This window comes from Allofournierella sp., assembly GCF_017889395.1.
Lineage (GTDB): Bacteria > Bacillota > Clostridia > Oscillospirales > Ruminococcaceae > Allofournierella.
The window spans coordinates 1-15,169 of record NZ_JAGHKE010000038.1 but is presented as its reverse complement, the minus strand read 5'-3'; the positions used below and the strand labels follow the sequence as shown (position 1 = coordinate 15,169).

The 15,169-nt window shown below is 54.0% G+C and carries 16 protein-coding genes and 1 tRNA gene; 11 read left to right on the top strand and 6 right to left on the bottom strand.

Annotated elements, in window-relative coordinates; all coding sequences use genetic code 11:
* Nucleotide 1 precedes the first annotated feature (1 nt).
* Nucleotides 2–445: an acetyl-CoA carboxylase biotin carboxyl carrier protein gene (accB, locus tag J7G73_RS06480; RefSeq protein ID WP_291245670.1), complete on the bottom strand. Its 444-nt coding sequence runs from the start codon at nt 443–445 to the stop codon at nt 2–4.
* A 189-nt stretch (nt 446–634) separates the two neighbouring features.
* Nucleotides 635–862, bottom strand: a complete 228-nt coding sequence (acpP, locus tag J7G73_RS06475; protein WP_087182075.1) for an acyl carrier protein — start codon at nt 860–862, stop codon at nt 635–637.
* A gap of 442 nt (nt 863–1,304) precedes the next feature.
* On the opposite strand from acpP, the gene J7G73_RS06470 reads away from it, so the two are divergent.
* Nucleotides 1,305–3,593 (top strand): EAL domain-containing protein, encoded by a 2,289-nt coding sequence (locus tag J7G73_RS06470; RefSeq protein WP_291245669.1) that lies wholly within the window; start codon nt 1,305–1,307, stop codon nt 3,591–3,593.
* A gap of 83 nt (nt 3,594–3,676) precedes the next feature.
* Here the strand turns inward: J7G73_RS06470 and J7G73_RS06465 are convergent, their stop codons facing one another.
* Nucleotides 3,677–3,820, bottom strand: a complete 144-nt coding sequence (locus J7G73_RS06465; protein WP_156417385.1) for a hypothetical protein — start codon at nt 3,818–3,820, stop codon at nt 3,677–3,679.
* 203 nt (nt 3,821–4,023) lie between these two features.
* Nucleotides 4,024–4,530 carry a CarD family transcriptional regulator gene (locus J7G73_RS06460; protein ID WP_087293773.1) on the bottom strand — a complete coding sequence of 169 codons (507 nt, stop codon included), beginning with the start codon at nt 4,528–4,530 and terminating at the stop codon, nt 4,024–4,026.
* Between the two features lie 469 nt (nt 4,531–4,999).
* Here J7G73_RS06460 and J7G73_RS06455 point away from each other — a divergent pair, with 469 nt between their 5' ends.
* Nucleotides 5,000–6,430, top strand: a complete 1,431-nt coding sequence (locus tag J7G73_RS06455) for a VanZ family protein (protein ID WP_291245668.1) — start codon at nt 5,000–5,002, stop codon at nt 6,428–6,430.
* A 178-nt stretch (nt 6,431–6,608) separates the two neighbouring features.
* On the opposite strand, the gene J7G73_RS06450 is transcribed toward J7G73_RS06455, so the two are convergent.
* Together J7G73_RS06450 and J7G73_RS06445 are read right to left on the bottom strand one after the other, a co-directional pair.
* Nucleotides 6,609–6,693: transfer RNA gene (locus J7G73_RS06450), tRNA-Leu, on the bottom strand.
* 65 nt (nt 6,694–6,758) lie between these two features.
* Nucleotides 6,759–7,943 carry a DNA recombination protein RmuC gene (locus tag J7G73_RS06445; RefSeq protein WP_291245667.1) on the bottom strand — a complete coding sequence of 395 codons (1,185 nt, stop codon included), beginning with the start codon at nt 7,941–7,943 and terminating at the stop codon, nt 6,759–6,761.
* A 105-nt stretch (nt 7,944–8,048) separates the two neighbouring features.
* On the opposite strand from J7G73_RS06445, the gene J7G73_RS06440 reads away from it, so the two are divergent.
* From J7G73_RS06440 to J7G73_RS06400, 9 genes are all read left to right on the top strand, one after another.
* Nucleotides 8,049–8,855, top strand: a complete 807-nt coding sequence (locus J7G73_RS06440; RefSeq protein WP_291245666.1) for a polysaccharide deacetylase family protein — start codon at nt 8,049–8,051, stop codon at nt 8,853–8,855.
* 246 nt (nt 8,856–9,101) lie between these two features.
* Nucleotides 9,102–9,968 (top strand): DUF5685 family protein, encoded by an 867-nt coding sequence (locus J7G73_RS06435; protein WP_291245665.1) that lies wholly within the window; start codon nt 9,102–9,104, stop codon nt 9,966–9,968.
* Between the two features lie 25 nt (nt 9,969–9,993).
* Nucleotides 9,994–10,644, top strand: a complete 651-nt coding sequence (locus J7G73_RS06430) for a DnaJ domain-containing protein (protein ID WP_270913233.1) — start codon at nt 9,994–9,996, stop codon at nt 10,642–10,644.
* 1 nt (nt 10,645) lies between these two features.
* Nucleotides 10,646–11,188 carry a hypothetical protein gene (locus tag J7G73_RS06425; protein ID WP_291245664.1) on the top strand — a complete coding sequence of 181 codons (543 nt, stop codon included), beginning with the start codon at nt 10,646–10,648 and terminating at the stop codon, nt 11,186–11,188.
* A gap of 51 nt (nt 11,189–11,239) precedes the next feature.
* Nucleotides 11,240–12,403: an AI-2E family transporter gene (locus J7G73_RS06420; protein ID WP_291245663.1), complete on the top strand. Its 1,164-nt coding sequence runs from the start codon at nt 11,240–11,242 to the stop codon at nt 12,401–12,403.
* Nucleotides 12,404–12,523: 120 nt separating this feature from the next.
* A complete protein-coding gene (locus tag J7G73_RS06415; protein ID WP_291245662.1) occupies nt 12,524–13,831 on the top strand; it encodes an alpha-amylase family glycosyl hydrolase in 1,308 nt (435 codons plus the stop codon).
* 43 nt (nt 13,832–13,874) lie between these two features.
* Complete coding sequence (locus tag J7G73_RS06410) at nt 13,875–14,216, top strand: phenylpyruvate tautomerase MIF-related protein (protein ID WP_291245661.1); 342 nt, start codon at nt 13,875–13,877, stop codon at nt 14,214–14,216.
* Nucleotides 14,217–14,371: 155 nt separating this feature from the next.
* Nucleotides 14,372–14,734 (top strand): CidA/LrgA family protein, encoded by a 363-nt coding sequence (locus tag J7G73_RS06405; protein ID WP_087293755.1) that lies wholly within the window; start codon nt 14,372–14,374, stop codon nt 14,732–14,734.
* The coding region (locus tag J7G73_RS06400; RefSeq protein WP_291245660.1) for an LrgB family protein at nt 14,727–15,169 on the top strand (443 nt) is incomplete at its 3' end. The genes J7G73_RS06405 and J7G73_RS06400, both read left to right, overlap by 8 nt.

The following is a 15,169-nucleotide window of genomic DNA, read 5'->3' as shown; positions in this document are numbered from 1 at the left end:
CTTACAGCTCCCGGATCTGGAACAGCGGATCGCCAAAGCCCACCAGAGCGCCGTCCTGCGCGACCAGGCTCTCGATCACGCAGTCGCAGGGAGCGGGGATCTCGTTGATCATCTTCATGGCTTCGATCAGGCCGATGGTCTGACCCTTGTGCACGGTGTCGCCGGGCTTCACAAAGGGTGTTTCGCCCGGGGCGCTGGCCACATAGAAGGTGCCCACCAGAGGAGCATCGATGGTGGCCCCGGCAGCAGGGGCAGCAGCGGCGGGTGCGGCTGCGGGCTGGGCCACAGCAACAGGGGCAGCCTCCACGACCGGCGCACAAACGACGGCGCTCTGGGCGACTGCTTTTTCCAAAGTGATCTGCTCCTCACCGCAGGTGTACTTCAAACGGCTGGCGGAGCTTTCGTCAAACGCCTTCAGCAGGCTGGTGATTTGTTCCAAGGTCATGCCGGGAACCTCCTTATAAATCGTAGTCGGGCACAGGAAGGCGGCGCGCTGCGCTGCCTTTTGCGCCAAAAGAAAATCAGCCCCGGCAGAGAGCAGGCCGGAACAGGCGGCGGATCGCCGCGTTCCGGCCGCCCTGCCAGAGCTGATGCAAAACGCCGGTAAAAAGCGCTTTGCTTTACGCCGCAAAAATCAGGCGTTGGCCTCCAGGTAATTCACGATGTCGCCAACGGTCTTCATGTTGGCCAGCTCCTCGTCGGAGATAGCAACGCCCAGGTTGTCCTCCAGAGCCATGTTCAGCTCAACAGCGTCCAGGCTGTCAGCGCCCAGATCGTCGGCCAGGCTGGCCTCCATGGTCACTTTGTCAGCGTCGCAGCTCAGGGTGTCCACAATGATGTCGCGTACTTTCTCAAACATGATAAAACTCTCACTTTCTTGGGTTGTTTTTTTGATGTGTTGAAATGTGTCAAAAAATGGTTTTATAATTTTAATTAAAATTATTTAACTAAAATTATTTAAGTACATTTTAGCAAGAATCCAGGAATTGTCAAGGGGGAAACTTAAAAAAATTGAATCTTTTTTTGCCTGCTGCATCGGGCAGCATGGTTGCTACCTATATAATAGGGGGTAGTCCCAAAAGAGGCGAAAACGAATAAAGGCGAAGAAAATTTTGCCGCACAGGCCATTTATCCAGCCGAAGGGCCCGGCAACATCTTGCGCACAATAGCTGATATGGAGTAAAATATTAAAAGAATTTTGCTGTTTTTATAAAAATCTATAATGTGGAAAATGCCGGGAAAGGAGGCAGGAGATGGCGCTCCTGAAAAAGAACAGAACAGTCAAACGGGCGTCACGGCCTCGGATGCATCAGCGCTTTGTGCAGATCACCCTTTCCACGGTGTTGATCGGTGTTTCGTTGATTGTTGTTTCCTGTATGGGAATTGCATCGATCCAGCAGGCCAACCGAAAGTCCTATAATACACAGCTGCAAACCTCCATGAACGAATATTGGCTGGAGATGCGCAACCGAATGAGTACCGACCGGGAGGCACTGCAGATTCTGGCGGAGTTTATGCAGGGGAAATCCAGCACTGAGTTCCGCAGCTTTGCGATCGATCTGCAGGATGCTCGCCAGGAAAATTCCTTTTTGCGCATGGGATATTACACCTGGCAGGGGATGCAGAGCCGCGTCCGGGCGGATGGTACATTGGAAGAGAACATCTCCATGGAGTCTCTGGAGCCGGAGGTGCAGCAGCTGATTCGCTATGCGCTGCAGGGCAAAAAAACCGCTTCTCAGGTTTATTACGATCTGGGCATGGAGCAGCAGCTGATTATGTATGCTGCGCCGGTGCAGTCTGCCGATGGGCAGGTGACTGGCGTGGTGGCAGCGTCCAAGGATCTGAGTGCCTTCCAGAAGATTCTCGCACAGCCTCCTATCTCTCAGAATAAGCTGGATGTGGTCTGGGTGGATCAAAGCGGACAGATCATTGCTGCTTCGGAAGATAATCCGCTCGTGCCGCAGGGAACGGAAAATTTCCTCAGCCAGTCCGGCGTGGAGGAACAGGCTGCACAGTCGGCTCTGCAGCAGATGAAAAATAATGAAGCGTTTCATTTCACCTTCCATCTGGAGGGAAATGACCAAACCGTTTATATGCAGCCTTTCGGAATGAATGGCTGGTATCTGGGCTATGCAGATACGGTGAACTCCGGCAAAAGCCCGATTTATTCCATTCTCATCACCTCCAACGTGCTCAGCGGAATGATTATTTTGCTGTGTCTGGGTCTGTTGTGGTATGTGCGTTGGGCCATGTGGGGCAGCAATAAGGAATTGATGAAGCTGGCCTACTATGACCGGCTGACCGGTACCTATAATTTCGAAAAATTCACGCAGTGTGCCGAGGATCTGTTGGAGGAGGATACTTCATACGCGCTGGTCACCATGAACATCCGGCAGTTTCAGTATATCAACGAGATTCTGGGCAAAGCGCAGGCGGACCAGGTGTTGAAAAAGCTGGCGGCAGTGCTGAGCCAGCTGATGGGGGAGAAGGAATGTTTCTGCCGCTCCAGTGCAGACCAGTTCTATCTGTTCCTTCACACCAATGAGGAGCAGCAGGTTCGTGTTCGGGTGGAGCAGATCATGGAACGCGCCGGAGGCATTGCTCAAGAGCTGAATGTAAGCTATCCCATCATTCTGTATGCGGGCGCAGCGGTGGTGCAGGAGGACGCGCCGCCGGAGGATCAGGTACGGCTTCTGCTGCACAAGGCGGAATTTGCACAAAAGCATGCAGTGAAAAAATATCAGAACGTGCTTGCCTTCTACGATTGGGCCATGCATCGGAAGGAGAATTTCCAGAACAGCATCGAAAGCAGCATGCAGAATGCGCTGGCCAAGCAGGAATTCCAGCTGTTCCTGCAGCCCAAGGTACGCCTGCAGACCGGTCAGATAGAAGGTGCCGAGGCCCTGGTGCGTTGGATTCGTCCGGATGAAACGCTGGTTTATCCCAATGAATTTATTCCCGCTTTTGAGAAGAACGGCTTCTGCGCCCGGCTGGACCTTTACATGGTGGACCGGACCTGCTGCCAGCTGCGGGAATGGATGGATGCAGGCTACGAGCCGATCTGCATCTCGGTGAACCAGTCCCGGCTGCTGTTCTATCAGTCGGATTATGTGGATCGACTGTGTTCGATTCTGCAGAGGTATGGTATCCCGAACCGGTTCATTCAGTTGGAGATCCTGGAGGGATTGGCCATCGAGAACATCGAGCAGATGAACAAAACGCTGGCACAGCTGCACGAGAAGGGGTTCCGTCTGTCTCTGGATGACTTCGGCAGCGGCTATTCTTCTCTGAATGTACTCGCAGGCATTCAGGTGGATGAGGTGAAGTTTGATAAGGACTTTTTGCTGGAAAGCGCGCCGGATAAGAAGGAAAGAAACAAGCTGGCTCTGAAGAATGTGGTCAAGCTGGCCAAAGACCTGCAGATCACCACCGTGGCCGAAGGCGTGGAGGTGCAGCAGGATGAGGAGTTCGTTTCTTCCATTGGCTGTGAATATGGGCAGGGTTTCTTCTACAGCTGCCCCATTCCACCGGAGGAATTCGCTTCCCGCTATCTGAAAAAAGCGCCGCCTGCAGATGCAGAGGCAGCGGAATAATACAAGAAAAGGAAAGCCCCGGGCCGATTGGCCCGGGGCTTTCCCTATGTAGAGATGATAGAGAGCAAAGATAAAGGATATAATCAAACAACGCCTTTCAACATGGCGCGCAGGCAGTCCTTCAGTTCGTCCAAAGAACGGCAACGGTCTGCCAAATCCAACAGCCGGAGACGTTCCGCCTCCTGGGTCAGCTGAACCAACAGTTCGCGTGCGGTAGGTTCGCTCATTCCGTACACCCCCTTCTAAAATCTGTCGTTCAGTGTGTTGATATATAGTATAAATATTTTATGCAATTGTTTCAATTGATAAATTAGACAAACAATTATACAAAAATATGGCGTAATGATGAATAAGTTTTATGAAAAAGCAAAAAAGAACCGCATTTGCATTGACCTGTTGGTCAAAATGCAAATGCGGCTTTATAAATTACTTATACCTGCATGGCACGCAGATTCTCCACCCGGCGGGAAATATAGGCATGGACCTCCTCTTTGGGAATGCCCAGTGCAACGGCAAACTCGCCGAACAAACTGCTTTCCGCCTGTTTCATAAAGCGCTCGTCCACCTGGCCGAAGCGCCGCCCGCGCTCCTCCTGTTCCTTTTTCTTCGCATGGATCGACATGGTGAGCCGTATCAAATCGGAACAGTTATGGCTGCAAGCGGCGGTGCGGTAGTGTTCCCGCAGCTCCTGCAGGTTTTTGGTCCAGTCCGGCCGGGCAACAATCTGAGGAATCTGATCGATCAGCGCCTCCGCCTCGTCACGGCTGATGACTGGCCGCATAAAAACCTTGGGATGCTCAGCAGGGGTATAAATGGTGCCGCTCTCGTACAGAGGAGATAAAACATAATAAAGACCAAGTGGAGGCTTCTCCACCACACCTTCCACCCTGCATACGCCGGTGCTGCCATAAATGATGTATTGTCCGATTTGATACATGCTCCACCTCACATTTCAAGCCCGTGTGATTTTGCCTGTAAGAAAGCGCCTTGCCGCCGATGTGATCGGCAGCAAAGCGCGGGAATATCTGCCTGCTTCACCCACAACCGGGCTTTCCACTGGGGGACAAAGCAGGCAATATTTCTTTCGTTAATAGTATAGCACTTTTTTCGAAAAAAGCCAAAGACGGACATGTTTACCGCACCTTTAATGTTTAGATGGAGAAAAATCCTGTATGAGCGCTATGTGCTCCCACAAATCGTAAGAAATTTTCGGTGGCCACTTTTGTGCCCGGTTAATGGATACTGGCGAGGTAACAGCGGAAAAAATTACTGATGAAGAGGGGGGACGGCTTGGAAAATGTAATCTTTTCTCATTGAAAACAAAAGGAATGGATTATCGTTTTGATAAAAGAAAAATTAAGATAAAAGCAAAAAGTCAGCATTGTAATTTGTAAGGAGGATTATATATGGATGTTATTACAATTTTTCAAACCCTGTTTCACTGGGGAATCATTGCGCTGGCTGGCACAATGATTCTGCTGCTGACACTTGGGGGAGTTTATCTGATTTACAGAAAACTCTTTCATGGAAAGAAAAGAATAACAATAGAAAAGGTGATTTGTGCAGGGCTGCTGATTTGCTGGCTATTCCTGGTGTTTTGCCTCACATCAATGAGCCGTGGTGCAAACTTTACTGATTCTATTAACGTCGACTTCCTTAGTGGGTATATCAGCGCATGGAATAACTGGTCGATCAGTGAGTTGCAGCTGATTCTTTTCAATATTATCATGTTTACGCCACTGGGCTTCCTGTTGCCACTGTTATGGAAAAAGGCGGAAAAAATGTGGGTTACGGTTGTGGTATCCCTTTGCCTGACCGGGGGAATAGAAGTATTTCAGCTCCTTACGGGAACCGGAATTTTTGAGTTGGATGATCTGTTTCACAATCTACTTGGCAGCATGTTTGGATATTTCTGTATTATGGCGGGTTTGGATGTTGCTCGAGAAAAGAAACTCCGTCTTGCTCCATTCGGAAAAGTCTTTTTGATTCCTTCACTGATTGCTCTGATTCTGGGAGTGGTATTTTGGACCTATTACAATCAGCCATATGGAAATATGGACATCCTACCGGCGGCAGATCAGGATCTGTCAGCAATCAAAATTGTACAAGAATGGGAGTCCTCGTGTCAAAAGGTATCAGCTGCAGTGTATCAGAACAAATTTTCCGGGGATAAGAGCAGGTTCGAGAAGATCAGAGGAGCCATTGCAGAATTGGAACCGCTAACCTTTTCCAGAGCCATTCGTCGAGAGAATGAGAATATTGGATGTCTGGGGGAGAATGCGGAAGGAGCGGAATGCCGAATGATTTTTTTCTCCCGAACAGGAGAGTGGAGCTATACTACGTTTGTAGAAACAGCTGCGCGACTGACAGAAGAAACCATAGATTCGCTGCGAGTGCGCTATGAAGAATGGATGAACGAACAGGAGTTGCTTCCGGAAAATTTAGAGTTTTCTGTCCAGAACGGTGATACTCTGAGGTGGGATGTTCTGCCAATTTCCAGTTTGTTTGAAGGGGAAAAGGCATTTCAGCAGGGTTCTGTGATGATTCGATTGGATAAATCCGGTTTGCTGGCGGACTTCTTTTATCAGGTTACCTGGAATGAATATGTGTGCACCGAACCGATTATTTCAGAAAAGGAAGCGTATGAGCAGGTGCGGCGGGGCAAATTTGAACAGTATGTACCATTCCAGCCAGGGGATACACTGCATATCACGGAATGCAAACTGGAGTATCGTTACGATACAAAGGGTTTTTATCAGCCGGTTTACGAATTTAGCGGATACATCAACAGCAGTGAGAATCTGTGGGTTTGTCAGATTCCTGCGCTTCAACAATGAGCGGGTGATGTATTATGGTACAGCTTTATTTGAGATAAGCAGGAAAGGGGCGGAAGCCAAAAACTCCCGCCCCTTTTCTGCTTTTTGATGGTTTTCTGGATAACACAAAGTTAAAGCAAATAAAGACAGAGTCATTATTTAAGATAAGGGCACTCAAGCCCGTTGTCCTTCAGCCAGATGGTGCGAGGAAAGGGACTTGAACCCTCAAGGTAAAAACCACATGCACCTCAAACATGCGCGTATGCCGATTCCGCCACCCTCGCATAATCCTGCGGCCGATTGTGACCGCAAGAAATAGTCTATCAGGTTTAAAGCAAAAAGTCAATACTTAACTTTCATTTTCTTCCAGGCCGCTCGAAACGATCATGGCGGCAGGATCGCTGTCTGCCGGGAGCTCGGTCACCTGGCGCAGCTTGCGCTGGATCTGCCGGGTGCGCACGCCCACCAGATTCTCCAATTCATGGCTGGCCTGGTTCAGTCGGTTCTGCGCCTGTGCCAGTGCCTGGCCAAAGGTGTCGAATTCCGCCTTCACGCTGGCGAGCACCTTCCAAACTTCACTGGAACGCTTCTGGATCGCCAGGGTGCGGAAGCCCATCTGCAGGCTGTTCAGCAGCGCTGCCATGGTGGTGGGGCCTGCCACCACGATCTTGAATTCCCGCTGCAGCCGCTCCGCAATGCCGCGGCGCACCACTTCAGCATAAAGCCCCTCCACCGGCAGGAACATGACCCCGAAATCGGTGGTGTGAGGAGGAGCAATGTACTTGTCGTGAATGTCTTTGCCGAAGCTGCGGATGCGTTTGTCCAGCTCCTTGGCGGCAGTCTCCACTGCGGCCCGGTCGCCCAGATCGTAAGCGGCCAGCAGAGCGGAGTAAGCGTCCGAGGGAAACTTTGCGTCGATGGGCAGCCATACCTGACCATCTCCGTCGCCGGGCAGTCGAAGAGCGAATTCCACCCGATCGGAACTGCCGGGCACTGTGGCCACATTCTCCGCAAACTGCTCCGGGGCCAGGATCTCATTCAGAATTGCTCCCAGCTGAATCTCACCCAGAATGCCCCGCGTTTTTACATTGCTCAGAACCTTTTTCAGGTCGCCCACACCGGCGGCCAGAGTGCGCATCTCGCCCAGCCCTTTGTAGACCATCTCAAGCTGCTGGCTTACCAGACCAAAGCTCTTCTGCAGCTTGTCCTCCAGGGTTTTCTGCAGCTTCTCGTCCACGGTCTGGCGCATCTCGTTCAGACGGCGGTCGTTGCTTGCCTGCATGGAGTTCAGCCGGACCTCCATAGTGGTACGAATGCTTTCCAGCTTCTGTTCGGTCTGGTTGGCACCCGCCTGCATACCGGCCATCACGCGGCCGCTCAGTTCCTGACGAGTCTGACGAATCTCCGCCAGCAGATCCTGACGCACCTTTTCCAGGTCCTCACCGGAAAGATCACTCTGCGGCGGGCGGCGCAGCAGAGCCAGCAGACTGAAGATACAGGCCAGGGCGGCCAATATAAGGGTTGCGATTTCCATATTTTTCTCCTTCAAAAAAGGGGATAACCCATCCCCGAACTTCATAGCTATAAGTATAAAAGGTTTGCCGGGGCAAATCAACAACGGAAAACGAGGGGATCGGATATGAAAGCATCCATGAAACGAAAGCGCATTTTCTGGCTGACAGCATGGGGTGTATGCTGCGCGGCAGTGGCCGGGGCAATGCTCTGGGCTGCCGGGCAGAGTGCGGTATGCAGCAATGCGGACTTGACCAACGTGCCGGTGGTTCCGGCGGCAGCGGGGCAAAGCGAAACACCAGAACAGGAAAAGAGGGTATTTCTGACCTTTGACGACGGCCCCAGCGCTACCACAGAATCGGTGCTGGATATCTTAAAGGAAAAGGGCGTGTGCGCCACATTTTTTGTGGTGGGGGCCGAGAACAACCAGAAATATCTTCCGCTGCTGCAGCGCATGACCGAGGAGGGACACCAGATCGGCCTTCACAGCTATAGCCACAGCTACAAGACCATTTATGAAAGCACCACCGCCTTTTGGGCAGACATCAAGCAGCTGCGCCAGACCATTGAACCCTATGTGGATCTGGATACCATCCATTGGCTGCGGTTTCCCGGCGGCAGCACCAACACGGTGAGCCACAAGTACGGCGGCAGCGGGATTATGAAAACCCTGAAGGAGCAGGCGGAGGAAAAAGGGTATCGGTATGTGGACTGGAACGTTTGCGCGGAGGATGCGGCGGGTGGCCATCCCAGCGCCGAAACGATTTACGAAAATGTGGTGAAGGAGGCTGAGGGCAAAACCACCTGCGTGGTGCTGATGCACGATACAAAGGCTACCAAGAATACGGTGAAGGCTCTACCAGATATTATTGACTGGTTTTCGGAAAACGGCTACCGGTTCTGCGGCATCAGCGAACTGGATCAGCAGATTTGAGTCAGAAAGGCCGGGGTACATCCATGCCCCGGTCTTTCTGTGTGCTCCCGGGTTTCGGGCCGGAGATTTTCTTTGTAAATTTTTTTGGAACTTTGTCAGGAAAAGGTGCATTCGCGTTGTAAAGCGCGATAAAATATTGTATGATAGCCTAGTGCAATACCGCATAATTCCAAGGAGAATGGATGATACGGCGTTGCCAGATGTTTGCCCAGGGCTTCACACAAAACGCGGAAAGGAAACGGTGGAATGTTCGGATATGTCACTCCGGAAAAACCGGAGATGAAAGTGAAGGAATTCGAGAGCTACCGGGCCATGTACTGCGGGCTGTGCAAGCAGCTTAAGGCGGATTACGGCTTTTTGCCCCGGATGCTGCTGAACTACGACCTGGTCACGGTGGCCCTTCTGGCCGACGGCCTTTCCGGCGAGACGGGAAGCCCCTGCCGGGAACGGTGCATTGCCAATCCGCTGCAAAAGCGCTGTGTGCAGAAGGGCACCCAGGGGCTGCGGCTGGCGGCTGCGGGTCTTGTGCTGCTCAGCTGGTACAAGCTGGTGGATGATGAAGCGGACGAGACCGCTTTCAAGCGGCTGGCGGCCCGTACACTGCGCTTATTGCTGCGGCGGGCCTACAAACGGGCAGCGGCCCTTTATCCTGAAATCGACGCAGAGCTGGCCCGTCAGACCGAGCTGCAGCAGCAGGTGGAGCAAAAGCAGACGGCTTTTTACGACGAAGCGGCTGAGCCCACCGGCAATATGACGGCTCAAATCCTGGCAGCCTGTGCGCAAACGCCGGATCAGGAACGGGTGCTGCGCCGTCTGGGGCTGTTTCTGGGTAAGATTCTTTATTGGCTGGACGCGGCGGAGGACTACGAAGAGGACCGGGAAAAGCACCGGTACAATGTATTTCTGCAAAATGGCCTGAGCAAGGAACAGGCTGTGGAGCAGGCCAGGCTGCAGTGCAGGCTGGCAGCGGGGGAAGCAGCCCGCTGCTACAATCTGCTGGAGCTGCGGCTGAACCGCCCGATTTTGGATAACATTATTTTTCTGGGCATTCCCGGCAGCATTCAGCGGGCGGGAATGCCGGCCCGCGGTGCACGGCGCGGCGGGTTGAACTGAATTTGAATGAAAAGGGAGAAGAGAAATGGACGCATATCAGGTTTTGGGCCTTGCGCGGGGCGCAAGCGAGGAAGAGGTAAAGGCGGCCTATCGGGCGCTGGCGCAGAAGTACAATCCGGAAAATTACGAGGCAGGTCCCCTGCGGGAGGACGCCGAGCGCAAGATGGAGCAGATCAACGAGGCCTTTGATACGGTGATGAGCGAGCTGCGCACCGGTGCTTCCGGTAATAACGCGCAGAATCCTTATGGTGGTCAGAATCCCGGCCAGCAGCAGAACGGCGGTCCTCAGGGGGCGACCGGCAGCTACCCGGAAATCCGTGCTCTGATCCGTGCGGGCCGGGCAGACGAGGCTCTGGCCCAGCTGCAGAGCATTCCCAATGGTCCGGCCAATGCCGAGTGGAACTTTTTGATGGGCAGCGCTTATTATTACAAGGGCTGGATGAACGAGGCGCTGCGCTACTTCCAGCAGGCATGCCGGCTGGACCCGGCCAACCGGGAGTATGCTGCTGCCCTGCACAACCTGCAGAGCAGCGCCCAGGGCCAGATGCCCGGCAATCCCTATGGACCCTACGGCGGCGCGCAGGCCAATGCGGTGGGCTGCAGCTGCTGCGATATGTGCATGGCCATGTATTGCATGGATCTTTGCTGCAGCTGCGGCGGGCAGGGGTGCTGCTGAGATGCGCAGGCGGCAAAGCGGCCGGATCGCACTGTGCGGTGTGATGTGCGGGCTTTCCATTGTGTTGATGCTCAGCGGCAGCATTATTCCCTTTGCGACCTTCTGTGCTCCGGCAGTGAGCGGGCTTCTGCTTATGCCGGTGGCGGTGGAATGTGGGATGCGGCTGGCCTGGGTGAGCTATGGGGCCATTGGTGTGCTGTCGGTGCTTTTTGTGCCGGATAAGGAGATGGCAGCGATTTTCGTCTTCTTCTTCGGGTGTTATCCGCTTTTGAAGGCGTACATCCAGCGGATTCCGACCAGGGCGCTGCAGATGCTGGTGAAGGCAGTTTTCTTCAATGGCGCGGTGCTGGCAATGTACAGCGTTCTGCTGTTCGTTTTTCCGATGCCGAGTCTGGTGGAGGAATTTGCGCAAACAGCGCAGTGGATGCTGGCGGCACTTCTGGTCATGGGCAACGCCTGCTTCTGGATCTACGACGCGGCGCTGAACAATCTGCTGCATGTTTATGTACTCAAAATGCAGCCCCGTTTGCGGCGGATATTGTGAGTTCCGGCGGAATGTAAATGAATAAGGAATCGATTTAACGGAGGAAACAGTGTGAACAAATGGCGGCCCAACCACCGCTTTTTTTCCAATCTGGCGGTGGTGTTGATTGGAATTACCTTTTATCTGGCCATGTCCAATCTGGATTTGGTCCATGGCGCTTTGAAAACCGTAATGGATGTTCTTGCGCCGTTTATCTGGGGCTTTGTGGTGGCTTATCTGCTGGATGCCCCGGTGCGCTGGTTTGAAACGAAGCTTGGCGGACGGCGGATTCTAAGCATTCTCATCAGCTATCTGCTGGCAGTCGCCATGCTGGTGGTGTTGCTCAGCTTTGTAATTCCGCAGCTGGTACAAAGTGTGACCATGCTCATCAACAATGCATCGGGTTATCTGAACAATCTGAACGGGGTAGTGAACAATTGGGGCGACCGGCTGAACATTGACCCGGAGGTCATCTCCGGCATGCTGGTCTCCTATACCGATCTGATGAATCAGGCTACTCAGCTGGCGACCAGATTTATGCCGGAGATCCTCAACTACGGTATGGCAGTGGGCAGCGGCGTGGTGAGTGCCCTCACGGCCCTCATCGCCTCGGTTTACATGCTGATGGACAAGCACAAGCTTTTGAGTCAGCTGCACAAGATCACCTATGCTTTCCTGCCGCTGCCCAAGGCCCGGCGAGTGCTCACGGTGTGCAGCCATGCCAACCAGGTGTTCAGCGGGTTTATCATTGGCAAGATCATCGACAGCGCCATCATCGGCGTGATCTGCTTTGTGGGTATGAGCCTGCTGGGCATGCCTTTCACTCTGCTGATCAGCGTGATCGTGGGTGTGACCAATGTGATTCCCTTCTTCGGTCCCTTCATTGGTGCGATTCCCAGCGTTATGATCCTGCTGATGGCAAGTCCCATCGACGCCATCAAGTTTGCCATCTTTGTGCTGGCGCTCCAGCAGTTTGACGGCAATATTCTGGGCCCCAAGATCCTGGGCGATTCCACCGGCCTGTCCGCCATCTGGGTGCTGGTGGCCATCATCGTGGGCGGCGGTCTGTTCGGCTTTGCCGGTATGGTGGTGGGCGTACCCACCTTCGCGGTGCTGTATTCGCTCACCAGTGATTTCCTTGCCAGCCAGCTGAAGGCCAAGGGCATCACTGCAAATGGCGAGCCGTTGGAGCCGGAAGCGGCTGCTCCCGGAGAGAAAACTCTTTCGGAAAGTTAATAAGCATAACGCGCACAGAGTTTTCGTTCTGTGCGCGTTTTTTGTGTAATTTTAGGCAAATCTATGGTATACTGGAAAGCAGAAACGGATGCCTTTTGGGCATAAAGGAGAGAACGCGATATGTGGTTTGACGAAGCAGTGATTTACCAGATCTATCCGTTGGGCCTGTGCGGTGCGCCCGCGGAGAACGACGGAGTGCAGGAACACCGGATTCTCCGGGTGCTGGACTGGGTGGAGCACATCAAAGTCCTCGGGGCGGACACCGTGCTGTTCAACCCGCTGTTTGAGAGCGATCGCCATGGCTACGATACCCGTGATATGACCCGGGTGGACTGTCGCCTGGGCACCAATGAGGACTTTGCAAAGGTCTGCGCGGCGATGCATGAGGCCGGGCTGCGCGTCATGCTGGACGGCGTGTTCAATCATGTGGGCCGGGGCTTCTGGGCCTTCCAGGACGTGCGGGAAAAGAAATGGGACAGCCCCTACAAGGACTGGTTCCACATCAGCTTCGATGGGAACACCGAGTACAACGACGGCTTCTGGTATGAAGGCTGGGAAGGCCACAACGAGCTGGTCAAGCTGAATCTGCACAACCCGGCGGTGGTGGATTATCTGTTCCGTTCCCTCCGCGGTTGGGTGGAGCAGTTCGACATCGACGGCCTGCGTCTGGATGTGGCCTACAGCCTGGCGCCGGAGTTCTTAAAGCAGCTGCGCAGCTTCACCTCCGGTCTGAAGGAGGATTTCGCACTGATGGGCGAGACCCTGCACGGGGACTACAACCGCTGGATGAACGACGAGATGTGCCACTCCGTCACCAACTACGAATGCTACAAGGGTCTGTATTCCAGCTTCAACTGCATGAATATGTTCGAGATCGGCCACAGTCTGGCCCGCCAGTTCGGCCCCGAGCATTGGACCCTCTACAAGGGCAAGCACCTGTTGGCCTTTTTGGATAACCACGATGTGGAACGCATTGCCAGCATTCTGCAGAACAAGGAACACCTGCGCCCGGCTTACGGCCTTCTGTTCGGCATGCCCGGCACTCCGGCGGTGTACTATGGCAGCGAGTGGGGCATTGAGGGTAAAAAGAGCGATGGCGACGCCGCCCTGCGCCCGGCCATCGAGCTGCCCCGGGAAAATGAGCTTACCGAGTGGATCGCCAAGCTGGCGGCAGCTCACAAGGCAAGCAAGGCTTTGTGCTACGGCAGCTACCGCAACGTGATGCTCACCAATCACCAGATCATCTTCGAGCGCAAATTTGAGGATGAGCGGGTGCTGGTGGCAGTGAACGCATCCGGCGAGACCTACACCGCCCATTTCGATGCCCAGGCCGGCCGCGCGGTGGACCTGATCACCGGTGCGGACCATGACTTCGGCGGCGGCAGCCAGATGCCGCCCTACAGCGTGGCCTACTGGCGCACCGAGTAATCGTGAGTCGGATTTACTTCATAATCAGAAAGGATCAATCTTCATGCCCTATATTCATATTGTGACCAATGCTTCCATTCCGGATAATACCGAGGAGATGCTGAAAACGCAGCTGGGCCGCGCCATCGAGATTCTGCCCGGCAAAAACGAAAACTGGCTGATGCTGAATTTCACCGGTGATGCACATCTGTGGTTTGCGGGCAGCGATGCCCCGGCGGCTTTGGCTGAGGTGAGCTTGTACGGCGGTGCCCGCTACGATGCCTACGACGATCTGACCAGCCGGATCACCGAAATTCTGGAAAGCACGCTGGATGTGCAGCCGGAGCGCATCTATGTGAAATACGCCGAAACGGAATACTGGGGCTGGAACGGAAGCAATTTCTGACCAGTCTGTTATGAATGACCGCCCGCGGGGGAATTTTCCTCCGCGGGCGGTTTTCTGTTTTCCGTTGTCTTGACAAGGCTGGAAGTGCGCCGTATAATCAAAAACGCAACTGGTCCTACCAGTTGCGCAATGCTTGGATAAAGTGGGGAAGTCGAATGAAGTTTTTAAAGCAAGCGACCCGCATCCTCGCCATCTCCTTTGTGGGTGAGGTGCTGAAAGCGGTTATTCCGCTGCCGATTCCAGCCAGTGTATACGGGCTGGTCATCCTGTTGGTGCTGCTGTGCACCGGTCTGCTCCGGGTGAGTCAGGTGCGGGAGGCGGCGCTGTTTCTCATCGAGATCATGCCGGTTATGTTCATCCCGGCGGCGGTGGGCCTGACCGATGCCTGGCCCAGTTTGGCTTCGGTGTTCTGGCCGGTTGCGCTCACTGTTGTGTTCACCACCGTGTTGGTGATGGTGGTCACCGGCCGGGCCACTCAGTTTGTGATCCAAAGGGGAAAGGGGAAAAAGGATGCGTGAGTTTTTTGCCTCGTCGCTGTTTTATGGGGCGGCGGTCAGCCTGCTGGCCTACGAGCTGGGCCTTGCGCTGAAAAAGAAATTTCGTCTGGCGGTGCTCAACCCGCTGCTCATTGCGGTGATCTGCGTGATCGGGGTGAACCTGGTGCTGGGTGTGGATTACCAGAGCTACAACGCCAGCGGGCAGTATCTGTCCTACCTGCTCACCCCGGCAACGGTCTGCCTGGCGGTGCCCCTGTATGAGCAGTTGAGCCTGCTGAAGGAGAATCTGAAGGCAGTGGTTTGCGGCATCCTGTCCGGCGTTCTGGCAAGCCTTGTGGGTGTGCTGGCCTGCGCCAAGCTGTTCGGGCTGGACCACGAGCTTTATGTGACCCTGCTGCCCAAGTCCATCACCACGGCCATCGGTATGGGCGTGTCTCAGGAGCTGGGCGGCATTGT